Genomic DNA, 15975 nt, shown 5'->3' with positions numbered 1-15975 from the left:
AATGACTGTAGAAATTGACCAGACTGTACCCGATTTTGAAGCCGAAGCGACCGGCGCAAAAACCATCAAACTTTCAGACTTTCGTGGCAAAAAGGTTTTACTGTATTTTTATCCGCGTGACAATACGCCCGGCTGTACGCAGGAAGGCAAAGACTTTCGCGATCATTGTGATGAGTTTGTAAAGCACAATGTCGTCATATTCGGCGTTTCTCGCGATAGTGTCAAAGTCCACGAGGGTTTTAAAAGTAAACATGCCTTTCCGTTTGATCTGATAGCCGATAAAGATGAAAAGCTGTGCCAGTTATTCGATGTCATTAAAATGAAAAATATGTATGGCAAACAAGTACGTGGCATCGAACGCAGTACATTTTTGATCGACGAAGAGGGTAAATTACGCCAGGAATGGCGTAAGGTCAAAGTCAAAACGCATGTTCAGGATGTTCTGGACTACTTGAAGCAACTTGAGGGCGCCTCATAATCATGACTCAGCAAGCCGACCACCATTGCAAATTGTTCGTGTTAGATACCAATGTCTTGATGCATGATCCAACCGCCCTATTCCATTTTCAGGAACATCATATTTTTATTCCGATGGTGGTGCTAGAAGAGCTTGACCATGCCAAAAAAGGCTTGTCCGATGTGGCTCGTAATGTTCGTCAGGCCAGTCGTTTTTTGGATGAACTGGTTAAAGGCGCGGATCAGAGCACGATTGAAAATGGTTTGCCTTTATCGCGTATTGAACACGCACCGAATGGTAATGGTAAAAGCAACGGCCGTTTGTTTCTGCAAACACGCCAGCTTAACTATCTGCTGCCAGACTCCATGCCGGGGCAAATTGCCGATAATTCGATTCTCAGCGTGGTCATGGCGCTCAGCAAGGAACATCCTGAACAAAACGTTATTCTGGTTTCCAAAGATATCAATATGCGCATTAAAGCGGCGGCTTTAGGCTTATGTGCGGAAGATTACCATAGCGATCAAACACTGGATGATATTGATTTGCTTTATACCGGAACAACGCAACTGGAGAAGGAATTCTGGAACGAACAGGGGAGAAACATGACCTCCTGGATTGAACAAGGACGGACATTCTACAAAGTAACCAGTCCTTCTGTTAAAGACTGGTATCCGAACATGTTTGTTTATATTGAAGAGGGTAATAATTTTGAAGCGATCGTTCGTCAATGTGATGGCGAAAATGCCACGCTGGAATTGGCAAAAGATTATTACAATCGTCACAACAGTGTGTGGGGAATTACCGCAAAAAACCGGATGCAAAACTTTGCATTAAATGTGTTACTCGATCCTGAAATTGATTTCGTCACCTTGTTAGGGACAGCAGGAACGGGGAAAACCTTATTAGCATTAGCCGCTGGCTTATCTTTAACTTTAGAGCATAAACTTTATCAGGAAATTGTCATGACGCGGGAAACCGTTCCCGTCGGTCAAGACATCGGTTTTTTACCCGGAACGGAAGAAGAGAAAATGGCACCCTGGATGGGAGCCTTGATGGATAATCTTGAATTGTTAGGCAGCCGCAGCGGTGATGATGACTGGGAAAAAGATGCCTCGCACAATGTCATGATGAACCGGGTCAAGATTCGCTCGCTTAATTTTATGCGGGGTCGAACTTTTTTAAATCGTTATCTGATTATTGACGAAGCACAGAATCTGACGCCTAAACAGATGAAAACCTTGATTACCCGGGCGGGCCCTGGCAGTAAAATTATCTGTATTGGCAATCTAGCGCAGATCGACACACCTTATCTTACCGCGACAACGTCAGGTTTGACGTATGTGGTCGACCGATTTAAAAATTGGAGTCACAGTGCCCATATTACATTGCGCAAAGGTGAACGCTCACGCCTGGCCGATTATGCTTCCGACATTTTGTAGCCAGGTCGTATCACATTTCGTTTAACAACTCGGGTTCTTCCAAGCGCGGCCAGGCATTGATAACGGCTTTGACCAGCGTGGCCAAAGGAATGGCAAAAAACACCCCCCAGAAGCCCCACAGCCCTCCAAAAAACAAGATTGCGACGATAATGGCAACGGGGTGCAAATTGACCGCTTCCGAAAATAATAACGGCACCAGAATAACCCCATCAATGGCTTGGATGATGCCGTAAACAATCACCACATACATAAAGGGGTCTGAACTGACACCCCATTGTACGGCGGCGACAATTAACACCGGGAAGGTTACGAGTGTAGCACCAACATAGGGAATAATAACCGAAAGCCCCATAAAAACAGCTAATAACATGGCATAGTTCAAATGCAAACTGGAAAATGCCACATAACTGGCAAACCAGAGAATGAACACCTCCAGAAATTTCCCTCGTACATAATTGCCGATTTGCATATCGACTTCGCGCCACACTTTAACGGTTAAATGCCGGTCACGCGGTAAGAAACGAATAAACCAGTTCAATAATATTTCTTTGTCTTTTAAGAAGAAAAATACCATTAACGGGACTAAAAACAAATAAACAATAGCGGAAACCATGGTTACGACCGATTCCGCCGAACTAGAAATCAAATCCTGGCCATAATTTAACAGCTCTTGCTGAACTTTAAACATGATGTCACGGATCCTGTCTTCAGTGACAAATTGTGGGTATAACTCAGGTAAACGCATCACCTCCGCTTGGGCGCGTTTAATAATTTGTGGAATATTTTGTACCAACTGCATGGCCTGTTGAGTCACCATTGGCATCAAGACAAACAGAATATAGCCTAAAACGCCCATAAAGGTCGAAAAAACAATATAAACTGAAATTAAACGCGGAATCCCTTTGTGTTCAATCTTTTGTACCAAGCCTTCCAACAAATAGGCCAGGATGATCGAAAAAATAACCGGCATCAGCAGATTCGACAACCAATAGATCAATAAGGTGCTGACAATCAGGATAATGGCTAATATAACCGCCTGTTCATTGGGCAGAAAACGCCGGATAAATTTTTTGCAATACGTAGCAGATGAATATTCCACAGAAGGTGAAGACATGTAAGGCCGGTTTAATTATTATTTTATGTGGACTATACCTTATTCTTTCAAAATCGACCAGCTTACAAAAAATATGGGCTGGCCGCACAACATTAGGTAATTATTTTTGCAGGACACCTGTACAGCTTGAGCCTTGTCCCGCCGTGCAGCCATAACAATGATCACCGGTTTCAATGCGTTGCCCGGAAAAGTCATGATGCAATAAATCCGACAAATGCCGTTGCCTCCCTGCCATCGGTAAATCTAACATTTGATTAAAATCACAATCATAAACGAACCCTTGCCAATCGACACTTAACAAGGTTTTACACATCACTTGATTCAGATTTTCAGGTTTGAATGCGTGTTTCAAGACATTCATATAATTTTCAAACTGACCTTTTGCCAACAAAACTGCACCAAAACGTTGAATCGGCATATTAGTAATGGTGAATAAATGATTGAATTCCAGACCAAAGTTTTGCTGTAAGAACTCACGATATGCCGCTTCCAAACTGGTTTGCTCTGGCGGTAAAGTAGGGCCTTGTGGATTAAAAACCAGGTTAAGCACAAGATCAGAACCGGTTTTTCCGTAGCCGGCCTCATTCAGTTTTTTCAATGCGTTTATAGAGGTTTTAAACACGCCTTTACCACGCTGCGCATCGACATTATCTTCCAGATAGCAGGGTAATGACGCGGTAATTTCGACCTGTTCGGTAGCCAGAAAATCAACCAAATCTTCATAGCCTAGCTCCAGTAGAATGGTTGGATTACAGCGGTCGATGACTTTGACGCCCAATGCGCGTGCCTGTTTGACCAGCCACTTAAAATGCGGATTCATTTCAGGTGAACCACCGGTAACATCCAATATTTCCAACTGATATTTCTCAATAACGGCCAGCGCAGTTTTCATGGTGTCCTTATCCATCAATTCGGTACGTTTAGGCCCAGCATTGACATGACAATGCTGACAACTCAGATTGCATAAATAACCGAGATTCATCTGCAAAGTATTTAATGTGCTACGAAAAATCGTTGGAAAATCGGTTTCGAGTAATAAAGCTTGAGTATTACGCATCGGCTTAAATGATGTGCTGTAAAAAATTTAATAATCTTTGCTGGGCAGGAGTGCGTCGTGGATAAGCTATCAATGTTTGTGCCAAAGGTTCGAGGTCTTCAAAGGTATCGACATCCTGTAATACATTGAGCATTTTGATTGCGCCTAAAGGCGTCAATTGTGCGACAAATTGTTTAGCGGTATCGGGCTGGCTGTAAGAAACCTGATTCCAAACCGTATCGGGCAACTGACAGCGACCGGCAAATAACCAGAAGCCCCCGTCTAAACTCGGCGCTAAAGCCACCGGATAATCCTGCAAAGCCGCTACGGCCTGTTGAAAATGAGTCTCGCGCATTTGTGGAATGTCAGAGCCCACTAGAATAACAAACGCATAATGCATCAATAATTGCTGATACACCCGTGACATGCGTTCACCCAAGCCCCCCTCACCTTGCCAGATACAGGGTAAATCTTGCCAGATGGGGTGTGCTATGGCAGCGTGTTCAGCAACGGCATACATCGCCCGAACAGGGTATTGCCGGGCAAACGCAGTTACGACTTCACGGCTGGCATCAACCGCGAGCCGATAAAACCGCTCGGCTTGCGATTGTCCAATGCGTACGGCTAAACGTGTTTTAACTGGCGATAAACCGGGCGTTTTTACAAACACTGCAATCACACCGTTATTCATGATTGTTTAACACGTCGCTTGGCCTGCCATGTCATCAACAGGGTTAAAAATATGTGTTCCAGGCTGGTTTTTAGCCAGCCTTGCCTATGATAGCGTCGAGCGCTGGACTGTAAAATAGCAGGTAATGGCATCAGGGCGTAACCTGCGTGTCTGACGCGCACAACAAAATCCAGATCTTCGCCCCGCTTCAGGCGTGTATCAAAGCCGTTCAAAGCGTTAAAGAGTGATTTTTTCAACACAAATCCTTGATCACCAAATGGCAATCCTAAATAACGCGCACGCAAATTGGCAAACTGTGCATTAACGCGGGTCAGCCACGGACCATCGCTCGCAAAAGATAACTCAAAATAAGCCAAAGCATCGGTATTTTGTTGGCCAAATGCGGCTATCTGAGGCCAGACCTCGTCAGATAACTGGCTGTCAGCATGTAAAAACCAAAGCAACTGACCCTTGGCCGCCTGGGCGCCAGCATTTAATTGATGCGCCCTGCCCTGTTGCCCTGAGAGCCACTGCACCCGGACATCCTGGAGCAAGGTATTTTTAGGCGGCTCCTGACAGGCCGACAGAATAATCTCATTAATTCTGTTGTGGGCTAATAACTCGGGAAGCAGGGTCTGCCAGGCATTATCGCCAGGTCCGACCGGAATAATAATGCTCAGGTTCATCAATGGCTTAGCAGCAGGTATTGCTGGCCTCGCCTACTGAAGGGCTAGGCTCGCAGTCAAACAAGCCAAAATGAGTGGTTTTATCGCCAATGATTTCAAAATGTTGTGCAAAACGACTTTTACTTAACATATCGGCGGTATTGCCACAGACTCTAAGCGGACGACCGGTTTCAAAATGATGATGATTATCCAGATCAAACGCATGCGGGTGTTGTTCAATGGTACCGCGATAGGTCGCAATCTGGCCATAATCCTCACAGCGGTCTTCTAACGGCATTTTAAAGACTCTAACCGTGACCGAACGAAAATTAACCATACCAATTTTTGCAATCACTTCTTCGTCATCTAATGAAACAGGAGTTTCGGCGACAATTCGAATGTCAGGACAGCCTAAATCGTGCATCAGACGACGAAAATCTTCCCAATACAATGCACCCCCTAAACATTCGCCTAACAAAACCGGGTCAGTTTTCAGTGTATCAGGAATGCGGCGGTCGGCGTACACATCTGAGAAATAAAGCTCACCCCCTGGTTTTAAGACGCGCAGCACTTCCCGCATCACCCGTACCTTATCAGGCGCAAGGTTAACGACGCAATTAGATACCACCACATCCATACTGTTTTCGGCGATACCTGCCGCAACCAGTTCTTCGATCTGTCCTTGCACAAATTCCACATTCGCTGACTGATAACCGTAACGCTCACGATGCCAATCAAGGTGACGCCGGGCAACCGCTAATTGTTCATCTGTCATATCAATGCCAATGACCTTACCTTGCTCCCTTACCAAACGGGATAGCAAGAAACAGTCACGTCCACTGCCACAGCCTAAATCCAGGACGGTACAGCCTTCCAATGCTGGAGGCAAAGGAGAACCACAGCCATAAAAGCGCTCCAGGACTTCAGGATGTAAATCCTTTAATAACCGTCGAAGATGCAAAGGCATCGTATCTAACGTACAACAGGCGCTGGTTTTCAAATCTTTTGAGGATGAAAGCACCTTGCCATAATAGTCTTGAACCGATTTTGTTATTACACTGTCTGTCATTGAAATACCTCGTTAGCACGCATCAAGCCCTGATACATAAAACATGATTTAATCACAAACCATGCCAACGGCATAGCGTCTTGTGTTATAAACGCTAATAAAAAACCAGGTAAATCTTCAAGAGAAACTGCAATCCAATGTGTCGTCTGTAATTCTCAGAACCTTCGAAGATCACAAGGCTGTTAACATCCTGAATCGCATTTATTGTCTGTCCCTTTCAATTCGTTTTTTAACCCATTCCGGATTTCTACGGTTGTCAAGGATAGCGTATATCAACACGATATTCTCTTCGATCCGGTAGTAGATGGAATACGGAAAGCGTTTGGATAACAATCGGTGATAACTGCCCATACTTAATGGGTGAACACCAGCATTTATGCGCAGAGATTCAATGTCTGAATACAATGTATCAAGGAAGTAACGACCAATGCCGTCAGCCTGCATCTCGTAAAAGTGAAAGCCATCAACGAGGTCCTGGCGTGCTGCTGGCAAAATATGGATTGTTTTCACCGAATATCCTTTTCAATTTTCTTCCTGGCAACCTCCCATTCCTCGAACTGCTCATCTCCACGGGCGATTGCTTCTTCTCGTTCGACAAGTAGCTCGCGGTGCCACTCTGGGGAGGGTAACTTGTCGGCATGCTGACACAGATCATCCCAGATGGCTTCCATTATCTGTAATTTTTCCTCTGTGGTCATCTGCTTTAATGGCAATGTGATATTCATTTTGTTTGGCTCCTAGTTGAAAATTTCATGCGAAGCTGCTGGGTTAATAACTGATTGTTACGCAGCGGCTATTTAATTTCATTTCCCTGATTCTCCGTTCATCATTACCGTGAAAGAAAAAATCATCTCTGGTCTCTCTCTTATCGACACTTCAGATCACAGAGTTATAGTTTGTATCGTTTAATGCCCTAACTGGTCTGGATTCATGACGTTATCAACGATTCTGTTGAAATATCTGTTGTTTATCCTTGCTGCACAGTTTTATTCTCTGTGTTCTCAGTGGCCTGAAGTGTCTATATGTGGAATGAGGGAAGAGTCTCTGCGTAACATCAGTTATTATGAACCGAGAATGGGCGGGAATAAACACTAAAAATCGAAAGAAAATTCGTGTTTATTTGCACTCACTCAGGATTTCCTCATCCAGCGGTGATAGCTCTGTAGCCAGTGTAAAAGCCGCGATGAAACATGCTGCCGTTTCCAATTACCGGCGACATATTTATTCGCCTCAGCCAGCGTTGGATAAATATGAATAGTGGATAAAATCGCATTGAGTCCAAGGCCATGTTTCATCGCTAAAACGAACTCGGCCAATAAATCCCCCGCATGTTCACTGACAATGGTGACCCCTAGGATTTTATCCTTGCCCGGCGGGGTTAACACTTTAATAAAACCTTCTGCCGAATTATCTGCAATGGCACGATCCAGATCGCTAATATCATAACGCGTGACCTCATAGGCAATATTTTGCTGGCGAGCATCTTGCTCATTCAATCCGACGCGAGCTACTTCGGGGTCGATAAAGGTTGACCACGGAATCACCGAGTAGTCGGTTTTAAATCTCCAGAATTTTCCAAACAAGGCATTAACTGCCGCATACCAGGCTTGATGTGCGGCGGTGTGGGTAAACTGATATGGACCTGCAACATCGCCCACGGCATAGATATTGGGATAATTGGTTTGCTGAAATAGATTGGTTTGGATGGTTTGCTGGGGCGACAATTCAATCTCCAGGTTATCCAGACCAAACCCTTTGACATTGGCCTTGCGCCCAATTGCGACTAAAACCTGATCAAACACGATTTCAACCGTTTTACCTTGATGTTCGGCCAGCATAATCTGCTGCCCCTGTTCAAGCTTGAAGGCTTTGGCGGTATGCGATAAACGCACATCCACACCCTCTTGTATAAACCGCTTTAAGACCTGTTCTGAAACATCCTCATCTTCTCGAATCAATAAACGAGAGGCCATTTCAACCTGAATAACTTGGCTACCCAGCCGTTGAAAACTCTGACTCAATTCGCAGCCAATCGGACCACCACCCAACACCAACAAGGTTTTAGGCAATTCTGTCAGTTGCCAAAGCGTATCTGAGGTCAGTCGTTTAACTTGTTCAATGCCAGGAATAGGTGGCACAAATGGCTGGGCACCGGTCGCAATCACGATATTTTTTGTGGTGACCGCTTTAACCCCTTTCGGCGTGATAATTTCGACTTCCCAGGGTGTTTTAATGCGAGCCTCACCTTGCACGACATTAACGCCTAGTTCACGATAACGCGCAACCGAGTCATGCGGCTCAATCTGTTTAATCACCTGATGCACGCGCTGCATGATATCGGCAAAGTCATACTCAAGCTTCGCATGACGGATACCAAATTCTTGACTGCGTTTACTCTGTGCCAGGAATTTGGCTGACCGAATCAAGGCCTTCGATGGCACACAACCGGTATTCAAACAATCGCCGCCCATTTTATGTTTTTCGACCAGCGTTACCTTAGCCTTGACTGCAGCGGCAATATAGGCTGTCACCAGACCACCTGAACCGGCGCCAATCACAAGCAGATTATTATCAAATGACTCAGGTTTTGAGAAACGGCTATAAAGCCGATAATGTTTAAGCTTAAAAAGCACAAATTTTGCGATGAGTGGAAACAGACCGACCAATACCAATGACAATAACAGGCCAGGAGAGGCAATATCCGACAAGCTCTGAATTTCGGCCAGTTGTGTTCCGGCGTTAACGTATACCAGTGTAGCCGGCAACATGCCCAACTGACTGACCCAGTAATAGGTCCATAATGGAATTTCGGTAATGCCCATGACTAGGTTGATCATGAAAAAAGGAAAAACCGGAATCAAACGCAGACTTAATAAATAAAATGCACCATCTTTTTTCAAGCCATCATTGATTGACGCCATGCGTTTGCCAAAGCGCGCTTCAACCCAATCCCGAAGTAAATAACGGGCGATTAAGAAAGCCAGCGTTGCACCGATAGTCGAGGCAAATGAAACCAGCAGTGTACCCCAAAGCAAACCAAAAATCATACCGCCTGCCAGGGTTAAAATGGTCGCACCGGGCAAAGACAAGCCGGTCGCGATAATATAAATAAAAAAATACGCCAGCGCAGTCAAATAAGGATGTAGGCTGACAGATTGTAAAATCTGTTGTTTTTGAGATTTCAGCATGTCAAGGCTTAAATAATGCTGTAAATCAAAATAAAAAAAAGTGGCAACGGCAATAATTACGCCACTGGTCAGTAAAACTTTCCCGGCTTTCATAACCAAGCGCTCCTCATTATCACCTCTAACATGACGCCTCCTGAAAATTGACTATGCTGAGTAGTCGCTGAAAATAGGGAAACCTTACAATGGTCTCAGACATTCATCTTGATTAACTGATGTTACGTGCTCTGATGTTTTAGATATTCTGCTTAGGTTAAGCTGTTTCACGTTCGTTTTTGACAAGTTACACTAGCGCTCTTGGTAACTTCTCTTTGCAGTCGCATCCATCCCACCTAAAACGATCCATACGGGCCTTAGCCATATCTTCCGCATAATCTTTAGGATAAGGTGGCTCTAACAGACTACCAGGTGGTAAAGGTGGATAAATCTGCTGATAGGATTTAATGCGTGCAGTGCTAACACGCCGAAAAACATGCTGGCGATTTAAAGATTCGATATTTTCGACCCCCGCCGCACCCAGAATCTCGGCAACGGCTTTCACCGTTTCATAATGAAAATTCGCTACCCGCCTCGCTTTGTCGTCAATCGCCAAGCCTTTGACTAAAGAAGGGTGTTGTGATGTTACGCCCGTCGGACACTTTCCGGTATTGCATTGCAACGATTGAATACAGCCTAACGCTAACATCATGCCACGAGCGCTATGGCATAAATCAGCACCAAGACTGATTCTTTTGATAATATGGAATGCTGTAAAGACCTTCCCTGATGCGATGATACGAATATCTTTGCGTAAATCAAACCCGGTCAAGCAATCATCAACAAAACTCAAGGCGTCCATTAACGGCATACCAATGGAATTGGCATATTCCAATGGTGCCGCACCAGTACCTCCTTCGGCACCATCTACGGTAATGAAATCAGGCAAAATTCCGGTTTCGTGCATGGCTTTACACAGCGCAATAAACTCATGTCGTTGGCCGATGCATAATTTAATACCAATGGGTTTTCCTTCGGATAAGGTTCTGAGCTGCTCAATAAAGGCCATTAGCTCTAGCGGCGTCGAAAAAGCGGAATGTGTAGCTGGTGAAATAATTTCCGTATAAGCTTTAACACCACGGATAGCGGCAATTTCTGGGGTGTTTTTACAGGCTGGTAATACACCGCCATGGCCAGGTTTTGCCCCTTGAGATAATTTTATTTCAATCATTTTGACAACCGACAAGCGAGCTTGTCGAGAAAATTGTTCGGGGTCAAATTGACCGTCGCTGCGACGGCAACCAAAATAAGCGGTACCCAATTGCCAGATTAAATCCCCCCCGGCACTTAGATGGTACGAACTGATACCCCCTTCTCCCGTGTTATGGGCAAAATGGCCTTTTTTTGCACCCTTGTTCAACGCCATGACAGCATGGCTACTCAAGGCACCAAAGCTCATGGCTGAAATATTCAGCACACTAGCGTGGTAGGGCTTTTGACATGCTTTCCCGCCAATCCATATGCGAATATCATCATTGATTTTTGCAGGCTCTTCGGCCGCCATGGAATGCCCAATCCATTCATAACCCACGCGATAAACATCAAATTTGGTACCATAAGGAATGGTATCCACTTGCTTTTTTGAGCGTTGATAAACCACCGAGCGAAATACGCGATTGATGGGGGCACCATCGAGATCTGATTCGACAAAATATTGTTGCATCATCGGCCGGATTTTTTCCATCAGCCAGCGGACATGCCCTATGATCGGATAATTTCGTAGAATGCTGTGTTGAGTCTGGATGATATCGTATAGGCCTAAGAGAATGAATGGTAACGCAAAAAACAGATACCACGGAGTAATATGGTAGAAATAATAACGATAAAAGCCAGCGATCAACAGGAGAAGACTAGTGATAATAAAACTGGCTCTCATCTTTATCGCCCCCTTTTCTCATTGTGAAAATCAATCACAAATTACGCCATCTTCCATGTGTAATGTTTTATCCATTTTAGCGGCCAATTCCTGATCATGAGTGACGATTAGAAAGCTGACATTGAGTTCCTGATTTAATTCAAGCATCAGTTGATAGATGTGTTCGGCAGTTTTACTGTCCAGATTGCCAGTCGGCTCGTCGGCCAACACGCAATGCGGCGTGTTAATCAGCGCTCGGGCAACGGCGGCCCGTTGTCGTTCACCGCCGGATAATTCCGCCGGTTTGTGCTGTATTCTGTGTCCTAAACCCACCCGTTTGAGTAGTTCAGTGGCTTGGTTTTGTGCCAATTTGACCGACTTATCGCCAATCAATAAAGGCATCGCGACATTTTCCAGCAACGTAAATTCAGCCAGTAAGTGATGAAATTGATAAATAAAACCCAGTGAGCGGTTGCGTAATCGGCTCAATTGCCTGGAATTGATTGTGTTGAGATTCTGGCCATCCAAAATAACTTCACCCGCTGTCGGTTGCTCTAAGCCACCTAATAAATGTAGCAATGTGCTTTTTCCGGAACCGGAAGCACCCATGATGGCAACCCGTTCACCACTTTGAATGGCTAAATCAATGCCTTTTAATACTTCAACATGCAAATCACCTTGCTGATAGGTTTTACGCAAATTTCGGCTTTGTAAAATAATCTTACTCATAACGTAATACCTCGGCCGGGTTGATTCGGGATGCTTGCCAGGCAGGATAAAGCGTTGCGATTAGTGTAAGTAAAAACGCAACACCCGCAATCTGATAGACATCATTCCAGTCCAGCTTAGACGGGACTTCACTGATGTAGTAAACCTCAGCCGACATAAAATGTACGCCAAATAGCTGTTCAATGGCGGGAACAATGGTTTCCACATTCAAAGCCAGCAATACGCCGCCAGCAGTTCCCAGTAAAGTGCCGATAATGCCGATAACACAGCCGAGCACAATAAAAATCCCCATCACCGCAGGATTAGACAAGCCCTGAGTTTTTAAAATGGCAATATCGCCCCGTTTATCGGTAACAACCATGACCAAGGTTGAAACAATATTAAAGGCTGCAACGGCAACAATCAGTAATAAAATAATGAACATCACTCGTTTTTCGGTCTGTATAGCTCGAAAGAAGTTGCTGTGTGCACGCGTCCAGTCGCTGACACGATATTCGGGGTAAAGTTGATTGGCCAGTTGTTTGCTAATAACCGGCGCATTAAAAAGATCATCTAGCTTGAGTCTCAATCCTGAAACATTCTCCCTTAAGCGAAACAGTTTAGCGGCATCTTGCATATGTACCAATGCCATATTACGGTCATATTCATACATGCCGACTTCAAATACACCGCTAACAGTGAAGCGACGAAGACGCGGAATGATACCGGCCGGTGTGGAATTAACCTGTGGACTGATGACAGTTACCTTATCGCCAGGCATTACGCCGAGGTAATTTGCCAGTTCTTTACCCAAAACGATGTTGAATGAACCCGCCGTCAGGCTGGATAAATTCCCCAGTTTCATTTTATTGCCGACATCAGATACCTGTGGTTCCTGATCTGGCAAGATGCCACGTAATACAGACCCACTGACGCGGCGGTCAAAATTAAGCATGACCTGGCCACGCACAAAAGGCGCCATACCTTGTATATGCGGTGTGTTTTTGAGTTTTTGTTTTAACAAAGACCAGTCCTGCAATTGACCATTGCGGCCGGTAATGGTCGCGTGTGCTGTCATCCCTAAAATACGCTGGCGCAATTCATCCTGAAAGCCGTTCATGACCGACAATACCGTAATCAGGGCTGTCACGCCCAAGGCAATGCCTAAGATAGATGTTAGGGTAATAAATGAAATGAATTGCGTGCGCTTTTTTGCACGGGTATATCGTAAGCCAATATAAAAAATAAGCGGTTTAAACATGGGGTGTCCGGCAAAAAGAGCTTAAATAAAGTATAGCGAAAACGTTTAAGCTCACCTGCTGCGGTGGATCTCCAGCAGAACTGCAGTCAGGTGAAACGACTTGTTGGTTTTTATACTGCCACAGGATGTAATTCATATACTCTTGCTTGTTTTGATGCCTCTTTGATATCGCCTCTTTTCAAAGCATCACGAATATCATCCAATTTATAAGCATCTTCCAAGCTAAGATAGGGAGTCCACTCTGTATCATCTACCACAACTTGCACATCTACTTCAGCTACATATTTGCCTTCATGGATAAGTTTCTTCTTTCGTTTGATTTTATTCATTGCTTTCGCCTCATAAATTCTTCATCCCATAATTCTGGATCTGGTCTATATGCAGTTACCAGTATTGCTGGGTGAACGTGATTTTTTGGTATTCCCCAAACCACATGAACAGGATCACCATTTCTAGCGCTCTGTAATACGAGTACACAAGGGCCTTTCGGATAGCCAGGATAATCTTCTAACAATATGGAATACAGAACGCCCTCGATAATCTCACGCGCAGTAAGATCATCGTTTGTCAGTTCATCATAGCCATGCTCAGAAATCTTAATTTTTTCTTCCTTGGCAAGTCTTTTTTATTCTTTCCAGAGTATTGCTCACCATTCACCATTTTTGCCATACTATTTCGAAGGCATCAGCCCGTTTTCTGACACTGCTGACAAATTCCGTACAAATACAGACTATGATCGGTCAATTCATAGTGCAGTTGTTTGGCAATCGCTTTTTGCCGCTGTTCAATCACATCATCGGTAAATTCATCTACCCGACCGCATTTCATACAGACAATATGATCATGATGGGTGCCTTTATTCAATTCGAAAACAGAATTGCCGCCTTCAAAATGGTGCCGCGTAACCAAGCCTGCGGCTTCAAACTGCGTCAATACACGGTACACTGTTGCCAGGCCGATTTCTTCATCTTCACTCAATAAAATTTTATAGACTTTTTCCGCAGTTAAATGACGATCCTCAGCAGATTGTTTCTCCAGAATTTCAAGTATCTTGACTCTTGGTAAAGTGACTTTCAGGCCTGCATCTCTTAAATCCTGTTTTTCCAAAGCTTATTCTCCTTAAAACGATGGCTGTATTTAAACATATGCTGCATTGTAACGATTTTTAATCTTAATCGCAGCACGATGGCGTGGTTTTGTAGGATATTTGTATCACATACGGTATTATTAGAGCTTTAAATCGATAGTTTTGCTTAACTGCACTATGAAAAAATCCGTTTTTGTCTTGCTGCTTTTCTTAGCCTTGCCTGGCTGCTCAACACTTTTGGAAAATCTGCCGGGTGTTTATACTCTGGATATTGAACAAGGCAATATTGTCAATCAAGACATGGTGGACCAATTGCGTCCCAATATGAACAAGCGCCAGGTTCTCTATATTATGGGCTCGCCCATGTTAGTGGATGCCCTGCATAAAAACCGCTGGGACTATATTTATTCCAAACAACCTGGTGGCCAGGCGCGGGTTCAGAAACGCTTAACCCTGTTTTTCAAAGACGAAAAACTCAGTAGTTTACAAGGTGATTTCAGACCTAGCTCAAAACCGGTCAAATTTGAATCTAAAGAAACCACCATTGATGTACCTAAGCGTGACCTGGAGAAGACCTTATGGGAAATCATAACTGGCTGGTTCAGCGACGAGCCGGAGCTTCAAGTTCACGAGCAACAAGCCCCATCTGAAAAATCCGGCGACAAATCAAGCCCGTCCTGATCTAACTTTATCGGTCATCGCACGTTGTCGTCGTGCCTCCATCGGATTTTGTGATAATGGCCGATAAATTTCAATCCGGTCGCCCGTTTTCACAGAATCTGATAACCGACAGATTTTGCCAAAAACACCCACTTTAGTCGTATTCAGATCAATTTCTGGGAAGCGTTCTAAAATACCGGACGCTATAATGGCCTGCTCTACTGTTGCTTCGGCAGTTAATGTGACGGCGATCAGCGCTTGCGTCTGCGGCTTGGCATAGGCCACTTCAACCTCAAGCACGGGAGCCATAGACATCTTTTGCGCGCTGAATAAACGAACTGACCATCGTATTGCAAATTTGATTGAATACCGGGCCAAAAGCCAGATTAGCCAAACTGCCAGAGATTTCGAAATTTAAATCCAGTGATATTTTGCTGGCGTCTTCGCGTAAAGGTAAAAAAGTCCATTCGCCTTCCAGTGAAGAAAAAGGTCCGTTCAATAAATGCATGTAAATCTTTTCATAGGGAACATTGCGATTTCGCGTCGCAAAGGTTTTATTGAACCCTGCCTTGGAAATTTCAATTTCGCCATCGACAATATCGCCGTCGCGCCGAAGAACGCGACTGCCGCTGCACCATGGTAAAAACTCCGAATACGCTTCAATATCGGCAACTAAGTCGAACATTTGTTGCGCGGAAAACTTGACCAGGGCACTTTTATGAACCTCTGCCAT

Annotated in this window: 19 protein-coding genes; 3 read left to right on the top strand and 16 right to left on the bottom strand. The window is 44.5% G+C overall.

What is annotated here, in order from left to right:
* The first annotated feature begins 1 nt into the window (after position 1).
* Positions 2 to 478, top strand: coding sequence for a peroxiredoxin (locus tag JEU20_RS01725; RefSeq protein ID WP_198243399.1), 477 nt, complete (start codon positions 2 to 4; stop codon positions 476 to 478).
* A 2-nt stretch (positions 479 to 480) separates the two neighbouring features.
* Entirely contained in the window at positions 481 to 1896 is a 1416-nt protein-coding gene (locus JEU20_RS01720) for a PhoH family protein (protein WP_198243398.1), read from the top strand.
* A 10-nt stretch (positions 1897 to 1906) separates the two neighbouring features.
* On the opposite strand, the gene JEU20_RS01715 is transcribed toward JEU20_RS01720, so the two are convergent.
* The 14 genes from JEU20_RS01715 to fur form a co-directional block, all read right to left on the bottom strand.
* Positions 1907 to 3010, bottom strand: coding sequence for an AI-2E family transporter (locus JEU20_RS01715; RefSeq protein WP_198243397.1), 1104 nt, complete (start codon positions 3008 to 3010; stop codon positions 1907 to 1909).
* A 100-nt stretch (positions 3011 to 3110) separates the two neighbouring features.
* Positions 3111 to 4067 carry an arsenosugar biosynthesis radical SAM (seleno)protein ArsS gene (arsS, locus tag JEU20_RS01710; protein ID WP_198243396.1) on the bottom strand — a complete coding sequence of 319 codons (957 nt, stop codon included), beginning with the start codon at positions 4065 to 4067 and terminating at the stop codon, positions 3111 to 3113.
* 4 nt (positions 4068 to 4071) lie between these two features.
* Positions 4072 to 4737 (bottom strand): TIGR04282 family arsenosugar biosynthesis glycosyltransferase, encoded by a 666-nt coding sequence (locus JEU20_RS01705; protein WP_198243395.1) that lies wholly within the window; start codon positions 4735 to 4737, stop codon positions 4072 to 4074.
* Entirely contained in the window at positions 4734 to 5402 is a 669-nt protein-coding gene (locus tag JEU20_RS01700; protein ID WP_214657275.1) for a glycosyltransferase, read from the bottom strand. The genes JEU20_RS01705 and JEU20_RS01700 overlap by 4 nt, the downstream gene beginning before the upstream one ends.
* Before the next feature lie 7 nt (positions 5403 to 5409).
* Positions 5410 to 6450: a methyltransferase domain-containing protein gene (locus JEU20_RS01695; RefSeq protein WP_198243392.1), complete on the bottom strand. Its 1041-nt coding sequence runs from the start codon at positions 6448 to 6450 to the stop codon at positions 5410 to 5412.
* 201 nt (positions 6451 to 6651) lie between these two features.
* Positions 6652 to 6960 carry a type II toxin-antitoxin system RelE/ParE family toxin gene (locus JEU20_RS01690; RefSeq protein ID WP_198243390.1) on the bottom strand — a complete coding sequence of 103 codons (309 nt, stop codon included), beginning with the start codon at positions 6958 to 6960 and terminating at the stop codon, positions 6652 to 6654.
* Entirely contained in the window at positions 6957 to 7175 is a 219-nt protein-coding gene (locus tag JEU20_RS01685) for an addiction module protein (protein ID WP_198243388.1), read from the bottom strand. Before JEU20_RS01685 ends, JEU20_RS01690 begins: the two co-directional genes overlap by 4 nt.
* Positions 7176 to 7580: 405 nt before the next feature.
* The gene (locus JEU20_RS01680) at positions 7581 to 9731 is read right to left on the bottom strand and encodes an FAD-dependent oxidoreductase (protein ID WP_198245783.1); all 2151 of its coding nucleotides are present in this window, start codon (positions 9729 to 9731) and stop codon (positions 7581 to 7583) included.
* A 187-nt stretch (positions 9732 to 9918) separates the two neighbouring features.
* Positions 9919 to 11547, bottom strand: coding sequence for an FMN-binding glutamate synthase family protein (locus tag JEU20_RS01675; RefSeq protein WP_198243386.1), 1629 nt, complete (start codon positions 11545 to 11547; stop codon positions 9919 to 9921).
* Between the two features lie 30 nt (positions 11548 to 11577).
* On the bottom strand, positions 11578 to 12255 hold the full coding sequence (gene lolD, locus JEU20_RS01670; protein WP_198243384.1) for a lipoprotein-releasing ABC transporter ATP-binding protein LolD: 678 nt from the start codon (positions 12253 to 12255) through the stop codon (positions 11578 to 11580).
* Positions 12248 to 13495: a lipoprotein-releasing ABC transporter permease subunit gene (locus tag JEU20_RS01665; RefSeq protein WP_198243382.1), complete on the bottom strand. Its 1248-nt coding sequence runs from the start codon at positions 13493 to 13495 to the stop codon at positions 12248 to 12250. Before JEU20_RS01665 ends, lolD begins: the two co-directional genes overlap by 8 nt.
* Before the next feature lie 110 nt (positions 13496 to 13605).
* On the bottom strand, positions 13606 to 13824 hold the full coding sequence (locus tag JEU20_RS01660; protein ID WP_198243380.1) for a hypothetical protein: 219 nt from the start codon (positions 13822 to 13824) through the stop codon (positions 13606 to 13608).
* Positions 13821 to 14033, bottom strand: coding sequence for a DUF4258 domain-containing protein (locus JEU20_RS01655; RefSeq protein WP_245395196.1), 213 nt, complete (start codon positions 14031 to 14033; stop codon positions 13821 to 13823). Before JEU20_RS01655 ends, JEU20_RS01660 begins: the two co-directional genes overlap by 4 nt.
* 146 nt (positions 14034 to 14179) lie before the next feature.
* Complete coding sequence (gene fur, locus JEU20_RS01650; RefSeq protein WP_198243378.1) at positions 14180 to 14602, bottom strand: ferric iron uptake transcriptional regulator; 423 nt, start codon at positions 14600 to 14602, stop codon at positions 14180 to 14182.
* Positions 14603 to 14759: 157 nt separating this feature from the next.
* On the opposite strand from fur, the gene JEU20_RS01645 reads away from it, so the two are divergent.
* Positions 14760 to 15263, top strand: a complete 504-nt coding sequence (locus tag JEU20_RS01645; protein ID WP_198243376.1) for an outer membrane protein assembly factor BamE — start codon at positions 14760 to 14762, stop codon at positions 15261 to 15263.
* On the opposite strand, the gene JEU20_RS01640 is transcribed toward JEU20_RS01645, so the two are convergent.
* Together JEU20_RS01640 and JEU20_RS01635 are read right to left on the bottom strand one after the other, a co-directional pair.
* Positions 15249 to 15557 (bottom strand): RnfH family protein, encoded by a 309-nt coding sequence (locus JEU20_RS01640; RefSeq protein WP_342590437.1) that lies wholly within the window; start codon positions 15555 to 15557, stop codon positions 15249 to 15251. The genes JEU20_RS01645 and JEU20_RS01640 overlap by 15 nt on opposite strands.
* A complete protein-coding gene (locus JEU20_RS01635) occupies positions 15535 to 15975 on the bottom strand; it encodes a type II toxin-antitoxin system RatA family toxin (RefSeq protein WP_198243374.1) in 441 nt (146 codons plus the stop codon). The genes JEU20_RS01640 and JEU20_RS01635 overlap by 23 nt, the downstream gene beginning before the upstream one ends.

The organism is methane-oxidizing endosymbiont of Gigantopelta aegis (assembly GCF_016097405.1).
Taxonomy (GTDB): Bacteria; Pseudomonadota; Gammaproteobacteria; order Methylococcales; family Methylomonadaceae; genus Methylomarinum.
Note: the sequence above shows the minus strand (reverse complement) of the source record. Positions and strands in the feature narration are given on the sequence as shown.

Coding starts and splice junctions, on each gene's coding strand:
- JEU20_RS01680 (WP_198245783.1), bottom strand. CDS start 9,731: ATGAAAGCCGGGAAAGTTTTACTGACCAGTGGCGTAATTATTGCCGTT.
- JEU20_RS01640 (WP_342590437.1), bottom strand. CDS start 15,557: ATGTCTATGGCTCCCGTGCTTGAGGTTGAAGTGGCCTATGCCAAGCCG.
- JEU20_RS01660 (WP_198243380.1), bottom strand. CDS start 13,824: ATGAATAAAATCAAACGAAAGAAGAAACTTATCCATGAAGGCAAATAT.
- JEU20_RS01700 (WP_214657275.1), bottom strand. CDS start 5,402: ATGAACCTGAGCATTATTATTCCGGTCGGACCTGGCGATAATGCCTGG.
- arsS (WP_198243396.1), bottom strand. CDS start 4,067: ATGCGTAATACTCAAGCTTTATTACTCGAAACCGATTTTCCAACGATT.
- JEU20_RS01665 (WP_198243382.1), bottom strand. CDS start 13,495: ATGTTTAAACCGCTTATTTTTTATATTGGCTTACGATATACCCGTGCA.
- JEU20_RS01725 (WP_198243399.1), top strand. CDS start 2: ATGACTGTAGAAATTGACCAGACTGTACCCGATTTTGAAGCCGAAGCG.
- JEU20_RS01675 (WP_198243386.1), bottom strand. CDS start 11,547: ATGAGAGCCAGTTTTATTATCACTAGTCTTCTCCTGTTGATCGCTGGC.
- JEU20_RS01715 (WP_198243397.1), bottom strand. CDS start 3,010: ATGTCTTCACCTTCTGTGGAATATTCATCTGCTACGTATTGCAAAAAA.
- JEU20_RS01635 (WP_198243374.1), bottom strand. CDS start 15,975: ATGGCAGAGGTTCATAAAAGTGCCCTGGTCAAGTTTTCCGCGCAACAA.
- JEU20_RS01705 (WP_198243395.1), bottom strand. CDS start 4,737: ATGAATAACGGTGTGATTGCAGTGTTTGTAAAAACGCCCGGTTTATCG.
- JEU20_RS01695 (WP_198243392.1), bottom strand. CDS start 6,450: ATGACAGACAGTGTAATAACAAAATCGGTTCAAGACTATTATGGCAAG.
- JEU20_RS01720 (WP_198243398.1), top strand. CDS start 481: ATGACTCAGCAAGCCGACCACCATTGCAAATTGTTCGTGTTAGATACC.
- JEU20_RS01645 (WP_198243376.1), top strand. CDS start 14,760: ATGAAAAAATCCGTTTTTGTCTTGCTGCTTTTCTTAGCCTTGCCTGGC.
- JEU20_RS01685 (WP_198243388.1), bottom strand. CDS start 7,175: ATGAATATCACATTGCCATTAAAGCAGATGACCACAGAGGAAAAATTA.
- lolD (WP_198243384.1), bottom strand. CDS start 12,255: ATGAGTAAGATTATTTTACAAAGCCGAAATTTGCGTAAAACCTATCAG.